The organism is Streptomyces sp. S063 (assembly GCF_002832675.1).
Taxonomy (GTDB): domain Bacteria; phylum Actinomycetota; class Actinomycetes; order Streptomycetales; family Streptomycetaceae; genus Streptomyces; species Streptomyces sindenensis.
The window spans coordinates 6,409,848-6,431,965 of record NZ_CP021707.1 but is presented as its reverse complement, the minus strand read 5'-3'; the positions used below and the strand labels follow the sequence as shown (position 1 = coordinate 6,431,965).

The following is a 22,118-nucleotide window of genomic DNA, read 5'->3' as shown; positions in this document are numbered from 1 at the left end:
CGCCCCCTCCTCGCATCCCCTCTTCGGGTCCTGCGCAAGCGATTTGTCCGCAATGCCGAGGCCGCACGCCGTGACGGACGCCACACCGTCCCACTCTTCGGGACCCAGCCGTCCACATAGCGGATACTGGTGGACTGCCCCGAGATGCCCGTGACACGCTTCCGTCATGTCTGGAACTGGAATTGCCTTGGTGAGTCGACGCCACGTCGACCTCGGCCGCATGTCCAGCGCCATCTGTCCGGTGAGCTGACCGCCCCAGCACCGCCGCTCCTCTCTTACCTCTGAACCGACCTGCGCACCGCCGCGCCTCAGCGCGAGTGTGCCGCTCAGAGCCGCCCTCCGCAGTCCCGAAGGACGTATTGTCATGGCCGCCACCCCGGAACAGCCTGCGACCGCCACGCCCCGCCGCAAGGCCGGACGCCACCGTGGCGAGGGTCAGTGGGCCGTGGGCCACCACACCCCCCTCAACGGGAACGAGCAGTTCAAGAAGGACGACGACGGTCTCAATGTACGGACACGTATTGAGACGATCTACTCCAAGCGCGGCTTCGACTCCATCGACCCGAACGACCTGCGCGGGCGGATGCGCTGGTGGGGGCTGTACACCCAGCGCAAGCCCGGCATCGACGGCGGCAAGACGGCCGTGCTGGAGCCGGAGGAGCTGGACGACGAGTACTTCATGCTGCGGGTCCGGATCGACGGCGGCCGGCTGACCACGCAGCAGCTGCGGGTGGTCGGGGAGATCTCGCAGGAGTTCGCGCGCGGGACCGCCGACCTCACCGACCGGCAGAACGTGCAGTACCACTGGATCCGGATCGAGGACGTGCCGGAGATCTGGCGGCGGCTCGAGGCGGTGGGCCTGTCCACCACCGAGGCCTGCGGTGACACGCCCCGCGTGATCCTCGGCTCCCCCGTCGCGGGCATCGCCGAGAACGAGATCATCGACGGCACCCCGGCGATCGACGAGATCCAGCGCCGGTTCATCGGCAACCCCGACTTCTCCAACCTGCCCCGCAAGTTCAAGTCCGCGGTCTCCGGCTCCCCGCACCTGGACGTGGCGCACGAGATCAACGACGTCGCGTTCGTCGGTGTGAACCACCCCGAGCACGGCCCGGGCTTCGACCTCTGGGTCGGCGGCGGCCTCTCCACCAACCCCAAGCTCGGGGTGCGGCTCGGCGCCTGGGTGCCGCTGGACGAGGTGCCGGACGTGTACGGCGGTGTCATCGGGATCTTCCGTGACTACGGCTACCGGCGGCTGCGCACCCGCGCCCGGCTGAAGTTCCTGGTCGCGGACTGGGGGCCGGAGAAGTTCCGCCAGATCCTGGAGGACGAGTACCTGGAGCGGAAGCTGGTCGACGGGCCCGCGCCCGAGCAGCCCGCCCAGACCTGGCGCGACCACCTCGGCGTGCACCGCCAGAAGGACGGCCGCTTCTACGTCGGCTTCGCCGCGCGGGTGGGCCGGGTCGACGGCTCCACGCTCACCAAGATCGCCGACCTGGCCGACGCGCACGGCTCCGGGCGGGTGCGGACCACCGCCGAGCAGAAGATGATCGTGCTGGACGTGGCCGAGGAGCAGGTCGACTCCCTGGTCGCCGGCCTGGAGGCGCTCGACCTCAGGGTCACCCCGTCCCCGTTCCGGCGCGGCACCATGGCCTGCACCGGCATCGAGTTCTGCAAGCTGGCGATCGTCGAGACGAAGGCGCGCGGCGCCTCCCTCATCGACGAGCTGGAGCGCCGCATCCCGGAGTTCGACCACCCGATCACGATCAACATCAACGGCTGCCCGAACGCCTGCGCCCGGATCCAGGTCGCCGACATCGGCCTCAAGGGCCAGTTGATGCTGGACGAGAACGGCGAGCAGGTCGAGGGCTACCAGGTGCACCTCGGCGGGGCGCTGGGCCTGGAGGCCGGGTTCGGCCGCAAGGTCCGTGGCCTGAAGGTCACATCGGCCGAACTGCCGGACTACGTCGAGCGGGTGCTCGGCCGGTTCCAGGAGGAGCGCGAGGACGGCGAGCGCTTCGCGACCTGGGCGGCGCGCGCCAGTGCGGAGTCGCTGTCATGAGCGAACGAGCCGCCCCGTTCTACTGCCCGTACTGCGGCGACGAGGACCTGCGCCCCAACGAGACCGGTCACGGCGCCTGGGAATGCGCCTCCTGCAACCGTGCGTTCCAGCTGAAGTTCCTGGGCCTGCTGACCCGGGGCGTTCAGCGCAACGACGGCGAAGGGGACGCGATATGACGGGCACTCTGAGCGCGGAGCTGACCGACGAGGAACTCCGTGAGCTGGCCGAGCGGGCCGGGCGGGAGCTGGAGGACGCCTCCGCGACCGAGATCCTGAAGTGGGCGACCGACACCTTCGGGTCGCGCTTCTGCGTCACCTCCTCGATGGAGGACGCCGTGGTCGCGCACCTGGCGTCGCGGGTGCTGCCGGGCGTGGACGTGGTCTTCCTGGACACCGGCTACCACTTTCCGGAGACCATCGGGACCCGGGACGCGGTGGACGCGGTGATGGACGTCAACGTCATCACGATCACCCCCCGGCAGACGGTCGCCGAGCAGGACGCGGAGTACGGCGAGAAGCTCCACGACCGGGACCCCGACCTGTGCTGCGCGCTGCGCAAGGTCAAGCCGTTGGAGGACGGCCTGACCGCGTACGCCGCGTGGGCGACGGGGCTGCGCCGCGACGAGTCGCCGACCCGGGCGAACACCCCGGTCGTCGGCTGGGACGCCAAGCGCCGCAAGGTGAAGGTCTCCCCCATCGCCCGCTGGACCCAGGACGACGTGGACGCCTACGTCGCCGAGCACGGGGTGCTCACCAACCCGCTGCTGATGGACGGTTACGCCTCCGTCGGCTGCGCGCCCTGCACCCGCCGGGTGCTGGAGGGCGAGGACGCACGGGCCGGCCGCTGGGCCGGGCGCGGCAAGACCGAATGCGGGCTGCACGGCTGATGACGACTGATCAGGAGACTTCGATGAGCGTGACGGAGACGGGGGCCACGATCTGGCTCACCGGTCTGCCGAGCGCGGGCAAGACCACCATCGCGTACGAGCTGGCCGGCCGGCTGCGTACCGAGGGCCACAAGGTGGAGGTGCTCGACGGCGACGAGATCCGGGAGTTCCTCTCCGCGGGACTCGGCTTCTCCCGCGAGGACCGGCACACCAACGTGGCCCGGATCGGCTTCGTCGCCGAGCTCCTCGCCGCCAACGGTGTGAAGGTGCTCGTCCCCGTCATCGCCCCCTTCGCCGACAGCCGCGAGGCCGTCCGCAAGCGGCACGCCGCCGAGTCCACCACCTACCTGGAGGTGCACGTCGCGACCCCCGTCGAGGTGTGCTCCGTACGCGATGTGAAGGGGCTGTACGCCAAGCAGGCGGCCGGCGAGATCAGCGGGCTCACCGGGGTCGACGACCCCTACGAGGCCCCCGAATCGCCCGACCTGCGGATCGAGTCGCACCAGCAGACCGTGCAGGAGTCAGCGGCGGCGCTCCACGCGCTGCTCACCGAGAGGGGCCTGGCGTGAGTGCCGTCACCACCACCGTGTCCGAGGACACCGCGAACCCGTACGCGCTCAGCCACCTGGACTCCCTGGAGTCCGAGGCGGTGCACATCTTCCGGGAGGTGGCGGGCGAGTTCGAGCGGCCGGTGATCCTGTTCTCCGGCGGCAAGGACTCCATCGTGATGCTGCACCTGGCGCTCAAGGCGTTCGCGCCGGCGCCGGTGCCGTTCACGCTGCTGCACGTGGACACCGGGCACAACTTCCCCGAGGTCCTGGAGTACCGCGACCGTACGGTCGAGAAGCACGGGCTGCGGCTGCACGTCGCCTCCGTGCAGGAGTACATCGACGCCGGGAAGCTCCGCGAGCGCCCCGACGGCACCCGCAACCCGCTCCAGACCGTGCCGCTGACCGAGGCGATCCAGCAGCACCGCTTCGACGCGGTGTTCGGCGGCGGGCGGCGGGACGAGGAGAAGGCGCGCGCCAAGGAGCGGGTGTTCTCGCTGCGCGACGAGTTCTCCCAGTGGGACCCGCGCCGGCAGCGGCCCGAGCTGTGGCAGCTGTACAACGGCCGGCACGCCCCCGGTGAGCACGTCCGGGTCTTCCCGATCTCCAACTGGACCGAGCTGGACGTCTGGCAGTACATCGAGCGCGAGTCCATCGAGCTGCCGGAGATCTACTTCGCCCACGAGCGCGAGGTGTTCAACCGCAACGGCATGTGGCTGACGGCGGGTCACTGGGGCGGGCCCAAGGAGCACGAGGCCACCGAGACCCGGCTCGTGCGCTACCGCACGGTCGGCGACATGTCCTGCACCGGGGCCGTCGACTCCGACGCCACCACGCTGGACGCCGTGATCACCGAGATCGCCGCCTCCCGGCTCACCGAGCGGGGCGCGACCCGCGCCGACGACAAGATGTCCGAGGCCGCGATGGAAGACCGCAAGCGCGAGGGGTACTTCTAAGATGACCACACACCTCGAATCGGGTGCGCAGGTGAGCGCCACCACCCTGCTGCGCTTCGCCACCGCCGGGTCCGTCGACGACGGCAAGTCCACTCTTGTGGGACGGCTGCTGCACGACTCCAAGTCGGTCCTCACCGACCAGCTGGAGGCCGTCGAGCAGGCCTCGCTCAACCGCGGGCAGGAGGCGCCGGACCTGGCGCTGCTGACCGACGGGCTGCGCGCCGAGCGGGAGCAGGGCATCACCATCGATGTCGCCTACCGCTACTTCGCGACCGCCCGGCGGCGGTTCATCCTCGCCGACACCCCCGGGCATGTGCAGTACACCCGGAACATGGTGACCGGGGCGTCCACGGCCGAGCTGGCGGTGGTGCTGGTCGACGCCCGCAACGGAGTCGTCGAGCAGACCCGTCGGCACGCGGCCGTCGCCGCGCTGCTGCGCGTCCCGCACGTGGTGCTGGCGGTCAACAAGATGGACCTGGTCGACTACGCGGAGCCCGTGTTCGCCGCGATAGCCGAGGAGTTCACCGCGTACGCCGCGTCCCTCGGCGTCCCGGAGATCACCGCGATCCCGATCTCGGCGCTGGCCGGGGACAACGTGGTGGAGCCGTCCGCGCACATGGACTGGTACGGCGGGCCGACCGTCCTGGAGCACCTGGAGACGGTTCCGGTCAGCCATGACCTCACCGCCTGCCACGCGCGTTTCCCGGTGCAGTACGTGATCCGCCCGCAGTCCGCCGAGCACCCCGACTACCGGGGGTACGCCGGTCAGATCGCCGCCGGGGTGTTCCGCGTCGGCGAGTCCGTCTCCGTACTCCCCTCGGGGCGTACGACGACGATCACCGGCATCGACGCGCTCGGCGAGAGCGTCGACATCGCCTGGGCACCTCAGTCGGTGACGCTCCGGCTGGCGGACGACATCGACATCTCGCGCGGTGACCTGATCGCCCCCGCCGACGACGCCCCGCCGGTCACCCAGGACGTCGAGGCGACCGTCTGCCACGTGGCCGACCAGCCGCTCTCGGTGGGCCAACGGGTGCTGCTCAAGCACACCACCCGCACCGTCAAGGCGATCGTCAAGGACATCCCGTCCCGGCTCACCCTGGACGACCTCTCCCAGCACCCGGCCCCCGGGCAGCTCGTCGCCAACGACATCGGGCGGGTCGTCGTGCGCACCGCCGAGCCGCTCGCGCTCGACCCGTACGAGGACTCCCGGCGCACCGGCTCGTTCCTCCTGATCGACCCGGCGGACGGGACGACGCTGAGCGCCGGCATGGCGGGCGCAGCGTTCGCCGGGGCCGCCGCCGAAGCCGTCGTGGCGGCCGACGACGACGCCGAGTGGGACTTCTGATGGCCACCGACTTCTTCTCCTCCTTCGCGAAGGAGGGCGGCCGGGTGGGCAGCGGCACCCGGGGCAGCGGCCAGGGCGGGGTCGGCCGATGTGCGTGGTGACGTACGCGCACCGCTCGCGCGCCCCGTACTCGTCCCCGTACCGCCGAAGACCTGCCGACCTTCCGGTCTCACCCCCCTGACCAGACAGCGGGGTGAGACCGGGCCAACGAGAGGAAACCCTCCCGTGCCTGCCCCCCGTTCCACCGTTCGTCGCGGTCTCGCCGCCGTCGTCGCCCTGCCGCTGCTCGCTCTGGCGGCCACCGCCTGCGGCTACGGCTCCCAGGCGAAGAACGACGACGCGCAGGTGAACGTCTACGCCGGAGGGAAGAAGCTCTCCTCCGACACGGTGAAGATCGGGTACTTCCCGAACCTCACCCACGCCACCGCCCTGGTCGGTATCCAGGAAGGCACCATCCAGAAGGAACTGGGCGGCACCAAGGTCGAGTCGACGACCTTCAACGCGGGCCCGTCCGAGATCGAGGCGCTGAACGCCGGTTCCATCGACATCGGCTTCATCGGCCCCTCCCCCTCCATCAACGGGTACAGCAAGTCCCAGGGCAAGGGGCTGCGGATCATCGCCGGTTCGGCCTCGGGCGGGGTGAAGCTGGTCGTCAACCCGGACAGGATCAAGACCCTGGACGACCTCAAGGGCAAGAAGATCGCCACCCCGCAGCTCGGCAACACCCAGGACGTGGCCTTCCTCAACTGGATCTCCGAGAAGGGCTGGAAGGTCGACGCCCAGAGCGGCAAGGGCGATGTCTCCGTGGTCCGCTCGGACAACAAGGTGACCCCGGACGCCTACAAGGCCGGTGACCTGGACGGCGCGTGGGCGCCCGAGCCGACCGCCTCCAAACTGGTCTCCGAGGGCGCGAAGGTGCTGCTGGACGAGACGGACCTGTGGCCGGACAAGAAGTTCGTGATCACGAACATCATCGTGTCGCAGAAGTTCCTGAACGAGCACCCGGACGTGGTCGAGGCGGTGCTGAAGGGTTCGGTCGCCACCAACAAGTGGATCAACGCCAACCCGGACGAGGCCAAGGCGTCCGCCAACAAGGCGCTGGAGAAGCTGAACGGCAAGCCGCTGCCCCAGGAGATCCTCGACCCGGCGTGGGAGTCCATCGAGATCACCGATGACCCGTTGGCCCGGACGCTCAAGACGCAGGCCGGGCACTCGGTCAAGTCCGGTCTGCTCAAGGACCCGAACCTCCAGGGCATCTACGACCTGGGCCCGCTGAACAAGATCCTGAAGGCCGAGGGCCTGCCCGAGGTCGCCGACGCCGGTCTCGGCGTCAAGTAGCCCGCCCCATCCGCAGCAGGACCTAAGGATTCCCAGGAGGTGACGACCATGGCGACCCCTACCCTCACCAAGGCCGAGGACCGTACGACGGTCGAGCACGCAGCCCGTCTCGCGCATGTCTCGAAGTCCTTCGCCGGACCCACGGGGCAGCAGCTCGTGCTGGACGACATCACCCTCGATGTCGCTCCGGGTGAGTTCGTCACCCTCCTGGGCGCGTCCGGCTGCGGAAAGTCGACGCTGCTCAATCTGGTGGCCGGGCTCGACCGCCCGTCGAAGGGGACCATCGCGACCCCCGGCGGGCGGCCGGCCCTGATGTTCCAGGAGCACGCCCTCTTTCCGTGGCTGACGGCGGGCAAGAACATCGAGCTGGCCCTGCGACTGCGCGGGGTGCCGAAGTCGGAGCGCCGCACCGAGGCGGAGCGGCTGCTCGAACTGGTCCGGCTCGGCGGGGCGTACGGCAAGCGGGTGCACGAGCTGTCCGGCGGAATGCGTCAGCGCGTCGCGATGGCCCGGGCGCTCGCGCAGGACAGCCAACTGCTGCTGATGGACGAGCCGTTCGCGGCGCTGGACGCCATCACCCGCGATGTGTTGCACGACGAGCTGACCCGGATCTGGGCGGAGACGAACGCCTCGGTCCTCTTCGTCACCCACAACGTGCGGGAGGCCGTACGGCTCGCCCAGCGCGTGGTGCTGCTGTCGTCCCGGCCTGGCCGGATCGCCCGGGAGTGGACGGTCGACATCGAGCAGCCGCGCCGCATCGAGGACACCGCCGTGGCGGAGCTGTCCGTCGAGATCACCGAAGAACTGCGTGGGGAGATCCGCCGACATGGCCAGCACTGACATCACGTCCGACCGGAAGCGGCCGGACGGGACGCCCGCCGGACCGGTCGACAGGAAGCCCGACGATCTGGCGGGCCTGGAGGCCGGCCTCGACGCGCTCGACGCCGTGCAGATCCGCCGCACCCCGGTGCGCGAGGTGCTGCTGCGCAAGGTGCTGCCGCCGTTCGTCGCGGTGGCGCTGGTCCTGGTGGCCTGGGAGCTGCTGGTCCGCGCCCAGGTCACCGAGGTCTACAAGCTGCCGCCGCCGTCCGCGGTGTGGGACAGTGCGCGGGAGATGTGGCTGGCGGGCACGCTGCTGGACGTCGTCTGGACCAGCGTCTCGCGCGGTCTGCTCGGCTTCCTGCTCGCCGTCGCCATCGGTACGCCCCTGGGGCTGCTGGTCGCCCGGGTGAAGCTGGTCCGGGCCGCGATCGGTCCGATCCTGTCCGGGCTCCAGTCACTGCCCTCGGTGGCGTGGGTGGCCCCGGCGGTGATCTGGCTCGGCCTGAACGACCAGATGATGTTCGCCGTGATCCTGCTGGGCGCGGTGCCCTCGATCGCCAACGGTCTGGTCTCCGGCGTCGACCAGGTGCCGCCGCTGTTCCTCCGGGCCGGCCGCACGCTGGGCGCGACCGGACTGCGCGGCACCTGGCACATCGTGCTCCCTGCGGCGCTGCCCGGCTATCTGGCGGGCCTCAAGCAGGGCTGGGCGTTCTCCTGGCGCTCGCTGATGGCCGCCGAGATCATCGCCTCGTCCCCCGAACTGGGTCTTGGCCTGGGTCAGTTGCTGGAGAACGGCCGCAGCAACTTCGACATGCCCGGGATCTTCCTGTCGATCCTGCTCATCCTGTTCGTCGGCATCGCCATCGACCTGCTCATCTTCAGTCCGCTGGAGCGGTGGGTGCTGCGCAGCCGCGGTCTCCTCGTCAAGAACTGAGCCTCCCCGTGACGCATCCCACTCTCCTCGTCATCGCCCACGGCAGCCGCGACCCGCGGCACGCCGCGACCGTGCACGCGCTCACCGAGCGGGTCCGCGCCGAGCGGCCGGGACTGCGGGTGGAGACGGCGTTCCTGGAGTTCAACGCCCCGTCCGTGCCCCGGGTGCTGGAGCGCCTCGCGGCGCAGGGGGCGGGCGAGGTCGTCGCCCTCCCGCTCCTGCTGACCCGGGCGTTCCACGCCAAGACCGACATCCCCTCGGTCCTGCGCGAGTCCCGCGCCCGTCTGCCCGGGCTGCGCGTCCGGCAGGCCGACGTGCTCGGCCCGTCCCCGCTGCTCAACGCCACTCTGGGGCGACGGTTGCGGGAGGCCGGGATCCGTCCCGGCGACCTCCCCCGGACCGGGCTCGTCCTGGCCTCGGCGGGATCCTCAGACCCGGAGGCGATCGCAGTGATCGCTGAAATCGCGCGGGAGCTGCGGCACACCGGTTGGTGCGCCGTGCGGCCTGCGTTCGCCTCCGCACTCCTTCCCCGTACCGAGGACGCGGTACGGGCCCTGCGCGCCGAGGGCGTGGACCGGGTGGCGGTGGCCCCGTACGTCATCGCCCCCGGCCGGCTCCCGGACCGTATCGCGGCGGGCGCCGAGGCGGCCGGTGCGGACGTCCTGGCCGATGTGCTGGGCCCCGCACCGGAGCTGGCGCGGCTGCTGCTGAACCGGTTCGACGAGGCGCGGGTGCCGGTGGGGGCGTCGCTGTCGGCGTGAGGGCCCGGCGGCTCAGTCGTAGGACAGCCCGCCGGACCGTGCCCGCTTGAGTTCGAAGAAGCCCGGGTGGTTGGCGAGGACCCGGAAGCTGTCGAAGAGTTCGGCCGCCTCCTGGCCGCGCGGGATCGCGTTCAGGACCGGGCCGAACCAGACCGTGCCGTCGACGTGAATCGTCGGCGTGCCCACGTACGCGCCCTGTTCCGGGTCCTTGCCCGCGTCGTGGTGGCGGGCGACCTCGTCGTCGTGCGCCGGGGAGTGGGCCGCTTCCGCCAGGGCGGCGGGCAGACCGGCTTCGGCCAGGGAGGCGGCGACCACCGCGTCGAAGTCCTCTTCCTTGTGCTGGTGGATGCGGGTGCCGAGCGCGGTGTAGAGGTCCCGCAGGACTCCGTCACCGTGGGCGGCGGCCGCGGCCACGGCCACCCGGACCGGGCCGATCGACCTGTCGACGAGCTCGCGGTAGCGGGCGGGCAGTTCGTTGCCCTCGTTGTGCAGGTAGAGGCTCATCGGGCGGAAGCGCAGCTCGATGTCCCGGTGGCGCTCCACCTCCAGCATCCAGCGGGAGGCGATCCAGGCGAACGGGCAGGCGGGGTCGAAGAAGAAGTCGACGGTGGTGCGGGCGGCGGGCCCGGTGGCGGGGCGCTGGGTGCTCATGTGCCTCACCCTAGGCGGCGAGTGGCGCGCGCTCCTGGGCCAATCCGCCACTGCTGCGGTGGGCCATTTCCGTACGCCTTCCGGGCCGGGGAACGGCCGAACACGCGCCGTTGACGGGCACCGGGCCGCATGTCAGCGTCGGTTCGCGCGGAACGACCGTGCGCGGTCCCGTCGGCAGGGCGGGCGACCGGGAGGGGAGACACCATGAGAAGACGCAGGTCCACGACGATTCCGGCGTTGGCTTTGGCGCTGTCCGGGGCGATGCTCACCGCCGGGGCGGCCGCACCGGCCCTGGCCGCCGGCAGCGGGCACGCCGGCACACCGCCGGCCGCCGAGGCGTTCCGGCTCCAGGCCGATCCGACGCCCGAGGAGCAGGAGCGTCTGAGGGAGATCGCGGGCGCCATCTGGACGCCTCAGCTGGCCGCCGGCTGGACCATGAACGCCGAGGTCGCCGACGTACTCTCGCAGGCCACCGACCAGATCCTGCGATGCTCCGAGGCGTTCGCGCTGGTGCCTCGGCCGCCGGGCTTCGTGCCGGGCCTCGGCTATCTCGTCCAGTACTGGAAGAATCTGCGCGACTACTTCCTCGTGGTGAAGGACAACCGCACCTACCGCGCCTGCGTGGTCGTGACGGCCGCCAACTACCGCTCCGCCATCGAGATGGCGTCGGCGGGCATCTGAGCCCGTGCCGGGCGGGCCGCCGTGTGGACGTACCTACGGCGGCCCGTCAGGCGAGCGACTTGGCGGGCTCCTCCGGCTCCGGGGTGTGGTGGCGGCCGACGAGGTCCAGGACGTCGATCTGGTGGACGAGGTCGATGTACGCCGTCGGCTCGTCGAGCAGGAGGACCGGGGTGCCCTGCGCGATGGGCCCTGGCGATCCAGGCGCGCCGGCGGGCGACGGTCAGTCGCGGGTGAGCTCCACCAGTCTGGCCACGGTGTTCCAGTTGCGGGAGGTGGCGACGAGGCCTTTGACATGGCGGGGACGGCTCAGCGCGACGGCCAGCTTGGAGCGGCCGAGGCCGTCGGGGGCGTACAGGTACATGCAGCGGTCGCCGAGCCGGAACTCCTCCGGCAGGAACGCTTCCGCGTCCAGGTCCGCGAAGCGGCTCGCGTCCACGGGCCGATCGAAGTAGGTGACGTGGAGCTGCTTGCCCTCCAGTTCGGCGGCGGGGAAGGGGCAGGCGTCGGCGACGGCGGCGAGATACGCGGCGTCCCGGACGAGGCAGTCGACGGCGAACCCGAACCGCATCCGCAGGGCCCGCTCCAGGCCCGCGGCGAGGGCGTCGGCGTCCTCGCTCTCGCTGCGGAAGACGGCGTTGCCGCTCTGCAGGTGGGTGGCGATGCCGGTGTGGCCCAGTCCGGCGAGCACATCGCGCAGTTCGGCCATCGGAACCTTCTTGCCGCCGCCCACGTTGATCCCGCGCAGCAGCGCCGCGTACGTCGTCATGGCCACCCACCCTAAGGGCTGTCCCGTACACGCCGCAGCCGCCGCGCCCCGTGGGGGCGAGCGCGGCGGCTGCTGTGCGGACGGTGGCCGGGCGGCGGGGTGCGTGTCCGCCGCCGCCCGGCGTCCGGTCGGAGCCGGGGTACTGACCGAGCTACTGCCCGGGTACTACTCGACGACCTTGAGGAGCAGGTTCGGCGTGCCCTCGGTGGCGTTGCCGATGGCGTCCGGGGTGGCTCCCTCGGTGAGCGCCGTGGCGACGGCCTCCGGGGTGGCGTCCTGGTGGCCCGCCAGGTAGACGGCGGCCGCGCCGACGACGTGCGGGGTGGCCATGGACGTACCCGAGATGGTGTTGGTGCCGCTGTCGCTGTCGTTCCAGGTGGACGTGATGTCCGAGCCCGGGGCGTAGATGTCCACGATGGAGCCGTAGTTGGAGAACGAGGACTGCTCGTCGGCGTCCGTGGAGGAGGCGACGGTGATCGCCTCGGGGACACGGGCGGGCGAGCCCTGGCCGGCGTCGCTGGACTCGTTGCCGGCGGCCACGCCGAAGGTGATGCCCGCGGCGATGGCCTTCTGGACCGCCTCGTCGAGGGCGGGGTCGGCCCCGCCGCCGAGGCTCATGTTGGCGACGGACGGGCCCTTGGCGTTGGCGGCGACCCAGTCGATCCCGGCAATGACCTGCTCGGTGGTGCCCGAACCGTTGTCGTCGAGGACGCGGACGGCCACGATGTTCGCCTTCTTGGCGACGCCGTGTGCGGCCCCGGCTATGGTGCCCGCCACGTGGGTGCCGTGCCCGTTGCCGTCGTCGGCGTCGTCGTCGTTGTCGACGGCGTCGAAGCCGGAGGTGGCGCGGCCCTCGAAGTCCTCGTGGGTGACGCGGACACCGGTGTCGATGACGTACGCGGTGACGCCCTCACCGCCGGAGTCCGGGTAGGTGTAGGCGTTGTCGCCCGCGGTCTCGGTCTGGTCGAGCCGGTCCAGACCCCACGACGGCGGGTTCTCCTGGGTGGCGTTGATGCTGAACTTCTTGTTCTGCACCACCTTCGCGACGGCCGGGTCGGCGGCGAGGCGCTTGGCCTCGGTCTCCGAGAGGCCGCTGGCCGAGAAGCCGTTGATGCTGGAGGAGTAGTCGCGCTTGAGCTTGCCGCCGTACTCCTTGGCGAGCTCCGCCTTGTCGGCCTTCTTCTCGTCCAGCATGACGATGTAGCTGCCGGAGACCGCGGTCGCGGCATCCGTGCCGTACACCGTTCCCATGGGGGCCGGTGCGGCTCCCGCGAACGAGGTACCGAGAAGGGTGACTCCGGCGGCGGCCGCCACGGCGGTGATCGCGGCGGTGAGCTTGATGCGACGGGTGCGCTGGTGCTTGGCCATGAAGAGGGTTCTCCTCGTCATTCTTTGTGGGGGGATTGGCCCTCGGCCGGAAGATCTCCGGGGGCTGGCTCGAAACCCTGACCGATTGACGAGCGCAGATCAAGACCTTCATGAGAGGGCGACTTGCTCAACAAGGTTTCTTAATAAGAAATCGGCCATGGCTGGTCACAAGGGCCGTGGAGGCCCGCCGAACGGTTACCTCGCCCGGATCGACCACACCGCAGCCACCCCGGCCCCCGCCCCCTCCCTCATATCTCCTGCTCAGGGCGGCACTTGAAGCGCGGGGCGCCGATCGCCGAGCCGGCGTCGGCACCTCCCCCGAGCCCTCTGGGGCAGGAGTGACCATGCGTGAAGACACGTGAAGGTCCGTGAAGGTGTGCGCAAGGGGGGTGAACGCCCCGTCCCGGGTGTGAAATCGCGAGGGCGTGCGTGCAGATGCGCCGACCGCCTTCGCCGCCACACGGGGTTCACGGAGCCGTAACAGAAGCGCCCCGCCCCGGGTAACCGCAGGTCGCGGCGGTCGGAGCGGGACGGAGAACGTCCGGATAACAGTCAGGCGGATCCGCTCAGCGCGACAGCTCCGCCTCGATGAGGTCGGCGGCCCTCGGCGTGCCGCCCTCTCGCGCCATCTGCTCCTTCAGGCGTGCGCACCGGGCGGCGACTTCGGGGTCGTCCACGAGGGCGAGCACGGCCTCACGCATGCTTGCCGCGTTCGCCTCCTCCATCGGCAGATGCCGGGCCACACCCAGGGACTGGAGCATGTCCGCGTTGCCGAACTGGTCGACGGCCTGCGGTACGGCGACCATCGGGGTGCCCGTGGCGAGCCCCTCCTGGCTGCCGCCCGCCCCGGCGTGGGTGATGAAGGCGTCGGCCTGCTTGAGGACGGCCAGCTGCGGCACCCAGGTGCGAACGTCCACGTGGCCCGGTACGTCCCCGAGTTCGGCGGGGTCGACGTGCGCGCCGATCTGGAGCACCACATGCCAGCCGGGCAGATCGCCGAAGGCCGCGACGCACTCGCGGTAGAAGGCGGGCTGCTTGGTGAACGAGGAGCCGAGCGAGACCAGCAGCACCTTCTCCGCGTCGGCGGGCCGCTGCCACTCCCCCTGGTCGGCGCGGTCGCCCTGGCAGGCGCCGACGAAGGTGTACATCTCGCGGTTGACCCGGTCCGCGTTCGGCTGGAGCGCCTCGGGGATCAGGACGAGGCCGCGGCGCGGGCGGGAGACGAAGTCGTCGGCGGGGAGGTGACCGAGGCCGTTCTCCGCGAGCCAGCCCTCGAAGCGCGCGTAGTACGCCCGGCCGCGCTCGGTCTGCTTCAGCTCGGCGGTCATCGGCTCGGCCACCTCCTTCTCGTACCCGTCCCAGGGGACCAGGTTGGGCCAGAGGGAGACGGCGGGGACGCCCCAGCGGTGGGCGAGGACGCGGGCGGGATAGGAGGTGATGTCGTGCAGGACGAGGTCGGGCTCGTCGCCGGCGAAGGCGTCCGCGAGCTGCGGGAGGGCCTGGATGGCATCGGTGAGGAAGGGTTCGATGTTGTCGATCAGCTCCGTGCCCCAGGCGTCGGGGTCCTCGTCGGTCGGCAGGGTCGAGGTCCAGATCACCGGCTCGGCGCCGGTGGCGGCGACCTTCTCCGCGAAGGAGGCGGGGATGGCGTAGCTGACACGGTGTCCACGGTCGACGAGCTCGCGGATGACGTCCAGGCTCGGGTTCACATGTCCGTGGGCGGCGATGGAGAACATGGCGATGTGGGCACGCGGGGATTCCGTCATGCCGGTGACCATAAACGAGACGAGACGTCTCGTGCAACCTCATTCCGTGTACAGGCCCTCCCGCGATCAGCGTTGATAGCGGGCCAGCACCCGATTCCCGTCCTCCACCAGCCTGTTGCTCAGCTCGCCGGTGTCGATCGCGCCGCTGTAGAACTCCTGGTACGCGGGGGTCGCCACCTTGTCCTTCCACTCGGGATAGCCGCGCACCGACTGGGCGGGCGCCGGCCGAAGCCCTCCGGCGAGCGCGGCGCCGACGGCCCACCCGTGCTCGGCCCCACGCAGCGACGGATCGGCCAGCGCCTCGGTCCCGGTGGGCAGCATCCAGTCGCCCCGGGCGAGGCGCACCATGTTCGCGGGGCGCAGCAGGAAGTCGATGAACGCGACGGCCTCCTTCTTGTGCGGGCTCTCCTCGGCGACCGACAGCGTCTGTGGGCTCACGCCCTGGACCGCGCCTCCGGCGCCGGCCGGCATCGGCAGCACGGTCCACTCGAACCCTTCGGGGGCCTGCTGGATGATCTGCTGGCGGTAGGAGAACCCGAGCGGGAGCATCGCGTACCTGCCCCCGAAGAACCCGGGCAGCGCGTCCGAGCCACCCATGCCCAGCGCGCTGCGGGCCGCGCTGCGGTCGGTGTTGACCTGATCGTGGATGGTGCCGGTGACCACGCCGTCGCCCGGTTCGAAGCGCAGGACCGCCTTGCCGTCCCCGTCGCGGTGGAAGAGCCGCCCGCCGCCGGACAGGCCCAGGTTGAGGGTGACGGAGACGGGCTCCCTGAGCGGCCAGGCGATCCCGTACCGCCCCTGGCCCGTCAGCTCCTTCGTCACCTGCCGGAACTCCTCCCAGCTCCAGGGGCGCTCCGGGGTCGGCATGCGCGCACCCGATGCCTTCAGGAGCTTGGTGTTGGCGATGAGGACCCGGGGCTCCTGGAGGAAGGGCACCCCGTGGACGCCCTCCCCAAACATGGTGGTGCGCCACGACTGTTCGGGGATGTCGGCCTTGAGCCGGGCGGGCAGGAGGGGGCGCAGGTCGGCGAGGTAGCCCCCGTAGGCGAAGTCGGCCAGGTCGTCGGAGGCGTCGTGGATGATGTCGGGGGCCTCGCCGCCCTCGAAGGAGGTGAGGAGCTGGTCGTGGACGCTGTCCCAGCTGCCCTGGACGTACTCCACCTGGACGTCGGGGTGGGCGGCGTTCCACTCCCTCACCAGGTGCTTGTTGGCGTCGACGGACTCCTTCTGCCAGGCCAGCGACTGGAACCGGAGCCGGATCGTGCCGTCCGCGTCCCGCCCGTCGTCGCCGCCGCCGCCGGAGCAGCCGGTGAGCAGCAGGGCCAGGACGGCGACGGCGGCGGCCGCCCGCCGGACCGCGGCGCGCATCAGTGCTTCACCGCCCCGGCCGTCATCCCGCCGGTGATCCGCCGCTGGATGAAGGCGAAGAGCACGAGGGAGGGGAGGGTGGCGAGGAACGCGGCGGCGGCGAGCGGCCCGAGGTCGGCCACGCCCTCCGCGCCGAGGAAGTGGGTGAGGACGACCGGCAAGGTCTGCTTCTCCGGGGTCTTGAGCAGGACGAGCGCGAAGAAGAACTCGTTCCATGCGGTGATGAACGCGAACAGCGCGGTGGCGACGATGCCGGGGGCGAGCAGCGGGGCGACGACCGAGACGAGGGTACGGACGCGGCCCGCGCCGTCCACGGCGGCGGCCTCCTCCAGTTCGGCGGGCACGGCGCGCACGTACCCGGCGAGCATCCACAGCGCGAAGGGCAGCGACCAGACGACGTAGACGAGGATCAGCCCCCACAGGGTGTTGATCAGATGCAGGTTCTTCAGGATCAGGAAGAGCGGGATGATCACCAGGACGAACGGGAACGCCTGGCTGACCACGACCCAGCCGGTCGCCGCGGTGGCGAGGCGGCCGCGGTGGCGGGCCATCACATAGGCCATCGGGGTGGCGATCACGACGGCGAACAGGGCGGCGGAGACGGCGGCGACCAGCGAGTTGCCCGCGGCCTGGAGCAGCGGCTGCTCGTCGAAGGCCTGCCGGAAGTTGCCCAGAGTGGGGTTCTCGGGGATCCAGGTGGGGTGCAGGGAGCCCAGTTCGCGGGCGGGTTTGAAGGCCGTCGAGATCAGCCACACGAACGGGAACGCGAGGAAGACCAGATACGCAAGGAGGGCCAGATACTGCCCGGTGCGCGCGGCCCGGCCGGTACGCAGCCCGGTGGACTCACGGGCGACGGCTCCGCGCCTCATCGGTCCTCACCTCCCCTGAGCCGGCCGACGAGGAAGAGGGCGAGGAGCACGGAGATCACCGCGACCATCACACAGCCCATCGCCGCGGCGTAGCCGAACTGGCCGTAGCGGAAGGCCTCCTCGTAGGCGAAGAGCATCGGCAGCCGGGTCCGGCCGCCGGGTCCGCCGCTGGTCAGGACGTAGACCAGGGCGAAGGAGTTGAAGTTCCAGATCAGGTTGAGCGCGGAGATCGCGAGCGCGATGGGCTTGATCGCGGGCCAGGTGACCGTACGGAACCGGCGCCAGGCGCCCGCTCCGTCCAGGGCGGCCGCCTCGTGGAGTTCGCGCGCGGTGTTCTGGAGTCCGGCGAGCAGGGCCACGGTGGTCTGCGGCATGCCCGCCCAGATGCCGACCAGGATCACGGCGGGCAGCGCGGTGGCGAGGCCGGTCAGCCAGTCCCGCCCGTCGCCGAGTCCGAGGTCGCGGATGGTCTCGTTGAGGATGCCGGCGTCCGGGTTGTAGACGAGCCGCCACATGATGCCGACGACGACCTCGGGCATCGCCCAGGGGACGATCGCCAGCGCCCGGGCCGGCCAGCGCAGCCGCAGGTTCTGGTTGAGCAGCAGGGCGAGGCCGAGAGCCAGGAGGAACTGCGGGACGGTGACGCCGACGGCCCAGACCAGGCCGATCCGGAACGAGTCCCAGAACAGGGTGTCGTGCAGCAGGTCCTGGAAGTTCAGCGTGCCGATCCACTGGGTTGAGCGGGTCCGGCCGGACTGGGCGTCGGTGAAGGCGAGCGCGATGCCGTAGAGGAGCGGTCCGACGCTGAGGATCAGGATCGGGATGAGCGCGGGCAGCACCAGGAACCAGGCGGCCCGGTCCCCGAACGCCTTGCCCCGGGGCGGCGGCCCCGGGGGCTCCGGCCGCCAGAACCTCGGCGGTCGCCCTCCCTGTCCGCCCTGTCCGTCCCGTCCGCTGCACCCGCCGTGCGGGTCGTCCGGTCCGGACCGCTTCGTCGCGGTCACCGATGTCACGAGAAGACCCCTCTGTCCCGTATCTGCCTGATGTGCATCCGAGGTGGACTTCATCCCGTTCCGGCTGCCCGGGAGGCCTCCGTCATCGTGCTGACGGGCCGTCGGTTCGTCAAGGTGGCCTGCAAGGATGCGAAAATCGCACCCATGGACGAGATGCGTGCGCGCGAGGTGCTGACGGCCGCCGGGTTCTCCGGTGCGGCGGAGCTGCTCGCGCTGGGCGAGAACGCGGTGTTCGCCGCCGGCGACCTGGTGATCAAGGTCGGCCGGGACGCCACCGGCCACCCCGAGCTGCGTGCCCGGGCGGAGCGGGAGGTGGCGCTCGCCGACTGGCTCACCGCGTCCGGTGTCCCGGCCGTCCGCGCGGCCGAGCGCGAACCCCGCCTGGTCGAAGGCCACCCGGTGACGCTGTGGCACCGGCTCCCGGACGCCGTACGCCCCGCCGAACCGCTCGACCTCGCCCCGCTGCTGACCCTGGTGCACGCGCTGCCCGCCCCGACGGACTTCACACTGCCGCGCCGCGAGCTGCTCGGCGGGGTCGAGCGCTGGCTGACCCTGGCGGGCGACGCGATCGACCCGGCGGACGCCGACTACCTCCGCGAGCGCCGCGACGGCTTCGCGGCCGCGGCCGCCGCCCTGGTCCCCCACCTCCCGCCGGGCCCGATCCACGGCGACGCGCTCCCGCGCAACGTCCATGTCGGCCCGGACGGCCCGGTCCTGGTCGACCTGGAGACGTTCTCCGCGGACCTGCGGGAGCACGACCTGGTCGTCCTCGCCCTCTCCCGCGACCGGTACGGCCTCGACCCGGCGGCCTATGACGCCTTCACCACCGCGTACGGCTGGGACGTCCGGGAGTGGGAGGGATGCGCGGTGCTGCGCGGCGCCCGCGAGACGGCGAGCTGCGCCTGGGTCTCCCAGCACGCCCCGGCCAACCCGAAGGCCCTCGCCGAATTCCGCCGCCGGGTGACGTCACTGCGCGAGAACGACCCCGAGGTCCGCTGGTACCCGTTCTGAACGGGCCGGGCGGTGCGGTTCCACGCTTCCCGGTCGCCTAGGTTGCCCCCATGGGATTCTTCGACAGGCTGACCGGGACCAAGCGCCCCGAGGCCGGGGTCGCGCCACGCCCGACCGAGGAGCTGCGGAGGGCCCTGCTCTCCCTGAACGGGCCGGATGCTCCCTACCTCATCAGCGACGGCTCGGCGCACGGCGCCGATCTGGTGGCCGAGTGGCGGATCGCCGAGCCCGCCTGGCAGCACGTCTTCGTCCAGTCCCGGCTGACGCACGCCATCCGGATCCGGATGCGGCTGGCCGAGGACGTCCCCGAGGTGCGTGCTGTCGAGGAGAGCTGGGAAGTCACCCGCGTCGGCAACCCTCCGAGGCTCCAGGCCTCGGCGACGTACGGGCGCGGCGGGGGCAGGACCATCTCGCGCCGGTACACGCTGGGACGAGGGGAGAGCGGCCGCCTGGAGGCGACCGAGTCCTTCAGCTTCGACAGCGCACACCTGACGGATCCGCTCCGGAACACCACCCTGGACGCGGGGTGGACCTGGCGCGGCGTGGTCTTCGGCAAACTCTGAGCGGGGCCCGTCGGCCACCGTGGACGGCCGCCGGCTCGGCGGTCGTCCGGCTCAGCCGCTGCGCGGGATCAGCGGCCAGGCCGACTCGACCACTGCCGCCGGGTCGCTCGTGCGCCGCAGATAGGCCTGGAGCGAGGCCGACTGTTCGGCCGCCGCCCGTATCTGAAGGGCGTGCAGTTCGTCGGGCGGCAGCGTGGCGACGGGCCGGTGGCGCTCCCCCATCCGGCGTACCACGCGCACCGCCGCCACCGCGTCGGCGGTCGCGTCGTGCGCTCCGTCGAGCGTTACCCCGTAGTGATCGCACAGCGCCTGGAGGGCTCGCTTGCCCTTGCGGTATTTGTCGACGTGCTTGTCGATGACCAGGGGGTCGATGACGGGTGACGGCGCGCCGCCGACCCGCTCCTCGACCGACGGCAGTCCGTACCTGCGGCACTCGCGGTCCAGCAGCGAGAGGTCGTAGCGCGCGTTCATCACCACCAGCGGGACCTCTGAGCGCAGTACTTCGGCGACCGCGTGGGCGATCTCCTCGACGGCCGAGGCGGCCCGGGTGCCGTGCTTGCGGGCGTGGTCCGTGCCGATGCCGTGGATCGCGGACGCCTGCTCCGGTATCGCCACGCCCGGATCGAGCAGCCAGGTCCGCTGCTCGGCGACCGTGCCGTCCGGGTCCAGCCGGACGAGTGCGGCGGTGACGATCCGGTCGCTCTCGACGTCGGTCCCCGTCGTCTCCAGGTCGAAGCCGACCAGTGTGCCCCGGTGCCAGCTCATCCCGATACCTCCTTCGTGGTGCTCCCCCGTGGTGCTCCCCCGAGTGATGACCACCTTCGCACGGGCCACTGACAACGCCGGTGGAGGGTCAGGAGGGTCAGGAGACCGGCCTCGAGTCCGTCCAGACCGATTCGAACTCCTCGCGGTAGGTCTCGAAGAGCCCGTGTTCGTTGTCCTGCCCCTCCCGCACCACCGTGCGTCTGCCCCCGCCGCGCAGCACGAGCACAGGGGCCTCCATGCCCCGGGCCCGCCGCAGATAGGGCTGGACGACGCCCACCGCGTCCGGGCCGTCGCCGTCCACCAGGTAGGCGGTGAAACGCGGGGTCTCGTCGAAGACCTGGATCTGGAACGCGCCGGGGTCGCGGAGCTTGGAGCGGACGCGGCGCATGTGGAGGATGTTCATCTCCACCGAGCGGCTCAGTTCGCCCTTCTTGAGGCCGAGTTCCCGCTCACGGCGGCGCACCGCGCTGCTGGCCGGGTTGATGAACAGCAGCCGGATGCGGCAGCCCGACTCCGCGAGCCGGACGAGCCGGCGGCCGGAGAAGTTCTGCACGAGCAGGTTGAGGCCTATCCCGATGGCGTCGAGCCGGCGCGCCCCGCCGAAGAGGTCCTCGGCGGGCAGCTGGCGCTGGAGCCGGACCCGGTCGGGGTGGACGGAGACCACGTCCGCGTACCGGTCGCCGACCAGCTCCTCCACCGCGTCCACCGGAAGACGGTCGGCCGAGGGCGCCCCGGCCCCGCTGCCGAGGATGTCCAGGAGACGCGCGGAGGCGCGCTCCGCCTGCGCCAGGACCGCCTCGTTCAGCGCCCGGTTGCGGGAGACCACGTTGCGCGCGACCTCCAGCTCGTCCAGGGCCAGCTCGACATCGCGCCGGTCGTCGAAGTAGGGCTCGAAGCACGGCCAGTGCTGGACCATCAGCTCGCGCAGCTGCGGCAGCGTCAGGAAGCTGAGGACGTTGTCGTCGGCCGGGTCGAGCAGATAGCCCTTGCGGCGCGAGACCTCGCGTACGGCGACGGCGCGCTGCACCCACTCCTGCCCGGCCGGTCCGGCCGCGGCCACCACCCACTCCTCGCCGTGCACCGGCTCGTAGATCGGCCGGAGCACCGCGGCGACGACGGCCCGTAGGCGCTGTTCGACCAGATTCAGCCAGATATAGGCCCGCCCGGCCCGCTGGGCGCGCGTGCGCACCTCGCCCCAGGCCTCGGATCCCCAGTCCAGCTCGGCGCCTATCTCCATGGGCTGCGCGAGGGACACCGCCCCGGGCGGGGCATCGGTCGATTCCCCCTCGTGACCTGCGTCACCTGGGGGTAGCTCGAACCCTCCCGAGCTCACCCGCGTACCGCCTTCCACTCCCCCACCCAACGATCAAGGAAGGGTACTCCGGGAGCGTGATCCGACGCAGCCCGATGCGCAGGCGACTTTCTCAACTCCCCTGATCGTCAGGCTTGTTCCTTGCGGCGAGATCGGGTGGAGTGAGCGGATTCATAGTGATTGGGGCCCCACCCCGGGGCGGGAATCGGACGCACTGACGACAGCGTGGTCCGCAAGCACGTCCGGGGCGGCACGGGCGTGTCCGAAGTTGACCGGTGCGGACGGGGCCCGGCGACGGGATGCGACCGCACCGCGCGACGTCCTAGGTGA

General features: G+C 71.3%; 22 protein-coding genes and 2 pseudogenes. 14 read left to right on the top strand and 10 right to left on the bottom strand.

Features of this window, described 5'->3' with window-relative positions; all coding sequences use genetic code 11:
* The first annotated feature begins 166 nt into the window (after positions 1-166).
* The 11 genes from CCZ36_RS36710 to CCZ36_RS29185 all read left to right on the top strand — a co-directional run bounded on the left by CCZ36_RS36710 (position 167) and on the right by CCZ36_RS29185 (position 9,655).
* Entirely contained in the window at positions 167-250 is an 84-nt protein-coding gene (locus tag CCZ36_RS36710) for a putative leader peptide (RefSeq protein WP_309474722.1), read from the top strand.
* A 114-nt stretch (positions 251-364) separates the two neighbouring features.
* Positions 365-2,062 carry a nitrite/sulfite reductase gene (locus tag CCZ36_RS29230; RefSeq protein WP_069741471.1) on the top strand — a complete coding sequence of 566 codons (1,698 nt, stop codon included), beginning with the start codon at positions 365-367 and terminating at the stop codon, positions 2,060-2,062.
* Positions 2,059-2,238, top strand: coding sequence for a hypothetical protein (locus CCZ36_RS29225; RefSeq protein WP_010059284.1), 180 nt, complete (start codon positions 2,059-2,061; stop codon positions 2,236-2,238). Before CCZ36_RS29230 ends, CCZ36_RS29225 begins: the two co-directional genes overlap by 4 nt.
* Positions 2,235-2,948, top strand: a complete 714-nt coding sequence (locus tag CCZ36_RS29220) for a phosphoadenylyl-sulfate reductase (protein WP_069741469.1) — start codon at positions 2,235-2,237, stop codon at positions 2,946-2,948. Before CCZ36_RS29225 ends, CCZ36_RS29220 begins: the two co-directional genes overlap by 4 nt.
* A 23-nt stretch (positions 2,949-2,971) precedes the next feature.
* Complete coding sequence (cysC, locus tag CCZ36_RS29215) at positions 2,972-3,517, top strand: adenylyl-sulfate kinase (RefSeq protein WP_010059288.1); 546 nt, start codon at positions 2,972-2,974, stop codon at positions 3,515-3,517.
* Positions 3,514-4,452 carry a sulfate adenylyltransferase subunit CysD gene (gene cysD, locus CCZ36_RS29210; RefSeq protein WP_069736675.1) on the top strand — a complete coding sequence of 313 codons (939 nt, stop codon included), beginning with the start codon at positions 3,514-3,516 and terminating at the stop codon, positions 4,450-4,452. Before cysC ends, cysD begins: the two co-directional genes overlap by 4 nt.
* 1 nt (position 4,453) lies before the next feature.
* The gene (locus CCZ36_RS29205; RefSeq protein WP_128818925.1) at positions 4,454-5,800 is read left to right on the top strand and encodes a sulfate adenylyltransferase subunit 1; all 1,347 of its coding nucleotides are present in this window, start codon (positions 4,454-4,456) and stop codon (positions 5,798-5,800) included.
* Positions 5,801-6,025: 225 nt separating this feature from the next.
* Positions 6,026-7,138, top strand: coding sequence for an aliphatic sulfonate ABC transporter substrate-binding protein (locus CCZ36_RS29200; RefSeq protein ID WP_128818924.1), 1,113 nt, complete (start codon positions 6,026-6,028; stop codon positions 7,136-7,138).
* Positions 7,139-7,186: 48 nt separating this feature from the next.
* Positions 7,187-7,978, top strand: coding sequence for an ABC transporter ATP-binding protein (locus CCZ36_RS29195; protein ID WP_069736673.1), 792 nt, complete (start codon positions 7,187-7,189; stop codon positions 7,976-7,978).
* Positions 7,965-8,894: an ABC transporter permease gene (locus tag CCZ36_RS29190; RefSeq protein WP_069741466.1), complete on the top strand. Its 930-nt coding sequence runs from the start codon at positions 7,965-7,967 to the stop codon at positions 8,892-8,894. Before CCZ36_RS29195 ends, CCZ36_RS29190 begins: the two co-directional genes overlap by 14 nt.
* A gap of 8 nt (positions 8,895-8,902) precedes the next feature.
* Complete coding sequence (locus CCZ36_RS29185) at positions 8,903-9,655, top strand: sirohydrochlorin chelatase (protein ID WP_069736671.1); 753 nt, start codon at positions 8,903-8,905, stop codon at positions 9,653-9,655.
* A gap of 12 nt (positions 9,656-9,667) precedes the next feature.
* On the opposite strand, the gene CCZ36_RS29180 is transcribed toward CCZ36_RS29185, so the two are convergent.
* Complete coding sequence (locus CCZ36_RS29180; protein WP_128818923.1) at positions 9,668-10,306, bottom strand: mycothiol-dependent nitroreductase Rv2466c family protein; 639 nt, start codon at positions 10,304-10,306, stop codon at positions 9,668-9,670.
* A gap of 204 nt (positions 10,307-10,510) precedes the next feature.
* On the opposite strand from CCZ36_RS29180, the gene CCZ36_RS29175 reads away from it, so the two are divergent.
* Positions 10,511-10,987, top strand: coding sequence for a hypothetical protein (locus tag CCZ36_RS29175; RefSeq protein WP_069741463.1), 477 nt, complete (start codon positions 10,511-10,513; stop codon positions 10,985-10,987).
* A 97-nt stretch (positions 10,988-11,084) separates the two neighbouring features.
* On the opposite strand, the pseudogene CCZ36_RS36080 reads toward CCZ36_RS29175, so the two are convergent.
* From CCZ36_RS36080 to CCZ36_RS29145, 7 genes and pseudogenes are all read right to left on the bottom strand, one after another.
* Positions 11,085-11,199: pseudogene (locus tag CCZ36_RS36080) on the bottom strand (ABC transporter ATP-binding protein); the annotation flags it as partial.
* An 8-nt stretch (positions 11,200-11,207) separates the two neighbouring features.
* On the bottom strand, positions 11,208-11,753 hold the full coding sequence (locus CCZ36_RS29170; protein ID WP_069736668.1) for a DUF1697 domain-containing protein: 546 nt from the start codon (positions 11,751-11,753) through the stop codon (positions 11,208-11,210).
* A 165-nt stretch (positions 11,754-11,918) separates the two neighbouring features.
* Entirely contained in the window at positions 11,919-13,121 is a 1,203-nt protein-coding gene (locus tag CCZ36_RS29165) for a S8 family peptidase (protein WP_069736667.1), read from the bottom strand.
* A gap of 566 nt (positions 13,122-13,687) precedes the next feature.
* A pseudogene (gene mgt, locus CCZ36_RS29160) lies at positions 13,688-14,930 on the bottom strand (macrolide-inactivating glycosyltransferase).
* A 23-nt stretch (positions 14,931-14,953) separates the two neighbouring features.
* Positions 14,954-16,255, bottom strand: a complete 1,302-nt coding sequence (locus tag CCZ36_RS29155) for an ABC transporter substrate-binding protein (protein ID WP_128818921.1) — start codon at positions 16,253-16,255, stop codon at positions 14,954-14,956.
* Complete coding sequence (locus tag CCZ36_RS29150) at positions 16,255-17,124, bottom strand: carbohydrate ABC transporter permease (protein ID WP_128818920.1); 870 nt, start codon at positions 17,122-17,124, stop codon at positions 16,255-16,257. Before CCZ36_RS29150 ends, CCZ36_RS29155 begins: the two co-directional genes overlap by 1 nt.
* Complete coding sequence (locus tag CCZ36_RS29145) at positions 17,121-17,963, bottom strand: carbohydrate ABC transporter permease (RefSeq protein ID WP_128819791.1); 843 nt, start codon at positions 17,961-17,963, stop codon at positions 17,121-17,123. Before CCZ36_RS29145 ends, CCZ36_RS29150 begins: the two co-directional genes overlap by 4 nt.
* Positions 17,964-18,281: 318 nt before the next feature.
* Between CCZ36_RS29145 and CCZ36_RS29140 the strand changes: the two genes are divergently transcribed.
* Positions 18,282-19,148, top strand: coding sequence for a phosphotransferase enzyme family protein (locus CCZ36_RS29140; RefSeq protein ID WP_128818919.1), 867 nt, complete (start codon positions 18,282-18,284; stop codon positions 19,146-19,148).
* A gap of 50 nt (positions 19,149-19,198) precedes the next feature.
* A complete protein-coding gene (locus CCZ36_RS29135; RefSeq protein WP_128818918.1) occupies positions 19,199-19,711 on the top strand; it encodes a hypothetical protein in 513 nt (170 codons plus the stop codon).
* A gap of 51 nt (positions 19,712-19,762) precedes the next feature.
* Here the strand turns inward: CCZ36_RS29135 and CCZ36_RS29130 are convergent, their stop codons facing one another.
* The gene (locus tag CCZ36_RS29130) at positions 19,763-20,476 is read right to left on the bottom strand and encodes a 3'-5' exonuclease (RefSeq protein ID WP_128818917.1); all 714 of its coding nucleotides are present in this window, start codon (positions 20,474-20,476) and stop codon (positions 19,763-19,765) included.
* Positions 20,477-20,573: 97 nt separating this feature from the next.
* Entirely contained in the window at positions 20,574-21,809 is a 1,236-nt protein-coding gene (locus CCZ36_RS29125; protein ID WP_069736801.1) for an SAV2148 family HEPN domain-containing protein, read from the bottom strand.
* Positions 21,810-22,118: the final 309 nt, after the last annotated feature.

Bases quoted from the DNA above. Each gene is read 5' to 3' on its own strand.
- CCZ36_RS36710 (WP_309474722.1), top strand. From the start codon at position 167: ATGTCTGGAACTGGAATTGCCTTGGTGAGTCGACGCCACGTCGACCTC.
- CCZ36_RS29230 (WP_069741471.1), top strand. From the start codon at position 365: ATGGCCGCCACCCCGGAACAGCCTGCGACCGCCACGCCCCGCCGCAAG.
- CCZ36_RS29225 (WP_010059284.1), top strand. From the start codon at position 2,059: ATGAGCGAACGAGCCGCCCCGTTCTACTGCCCGTACTGCGGCGACGAG.
- CCZ36_RS29220 (WP_069741469.1), top strand. From the start codon at position 2,235: ATGACGGGCACTCTGAGCGCGGAGCTGACCGACGAGGAACTCCGTGAG.
- cysC (WP_010059288.1), top strand. From the start codon at position 2,972: ATGAGCGTGACGGAGACGGGGGCCACGATCTGGCTCACCGGTCTGCCG.
- CCZ36_RS29205 (WP_128818925.1), top strand. From the start codon at position 4,454: ATGACCACACACCTCGAATCGGGTGCGCAGGTGAGCGCCACCACCCTG.
- CCZ36_RS29195 (WP_069736673.1), top strand. From the start codon at position 7,187: ATGGCGACCCCTACCCTCACCAAGGCCGAGGACCGTACGACGGTCGAG.
- CCZ36_RS29190 (WP_069741466.1), top strand. From the start codon at position 7,965: ATGGCCAGCACTGACATCACGTCCGACCGGAAGCGGCCGGACGGGACG.
- CCZ36_RS29180 (WP_128818923.1), bottom strand. From the start codon at position 10,306: ATGAGCACCCAGCGCCCCGCCACCGGGCCCGCCGCCCGCACCACCGTC.
- CCZ36_RS29175 (WP_069741463.1), top strand. From the start codon at position 10,511: ATGAGAAGACGCAGGTCCACGACGATTCCGGCGTTGGCTTTGGCGCTG.
- CCZ36_RS29170 (WP_069736668.1), bottom strand. From the start codon at position 11,753: ATGACGACGTACGCGGCGCTGCTGCGCGGGATCAACGTGGGCGGCGGC.
- CCZ36_RS29165 (WP_069736667.1), bottom strand. From the start codon at position 13,121: ATGGCCAAGCACCAGCGCACCCGTCGCATCAAGCTCACCGCCGCGATC.
- CCZ36_RS29155 (WP_128818921.1), bottom strand. From the start codon at position 16,255: ATGCGCGCCGCGGTCCGGCGGGCGGCCGCCGCCGTCGCCGTCCTGGCC.
- CCZ36_RS29150 (WP_128818920.1), bottom strand. From the start codon at position 17,124: ATGAGGCGCGGAGCCGTCGCCCGTGAGTCCACCGGGCTGCGTACCGGC.
- CCZ36_RS29140 (WP_128818919.1), top strand. From the start codon at position 18,282: ATGGACGAGATGCGTGCGCGCGAGGTGCTGACGGCCGCCGGGTTCTCC.
- CCZ36_RS29135 (WP_128818918.1), top strand. From the start codon at position 19,199: ATGGGATTCTTCGACAGGCTGACCGGGACCAAGCGCCCCGAGGCCGGG.
- CCZ36_RS29130 (WP_128818917.1), bottom strand. From the start codon at position 20,476: ATGAGCTGGCACCGGGGCACACTGGTCGGCTTCGACCTGGAGACGACG.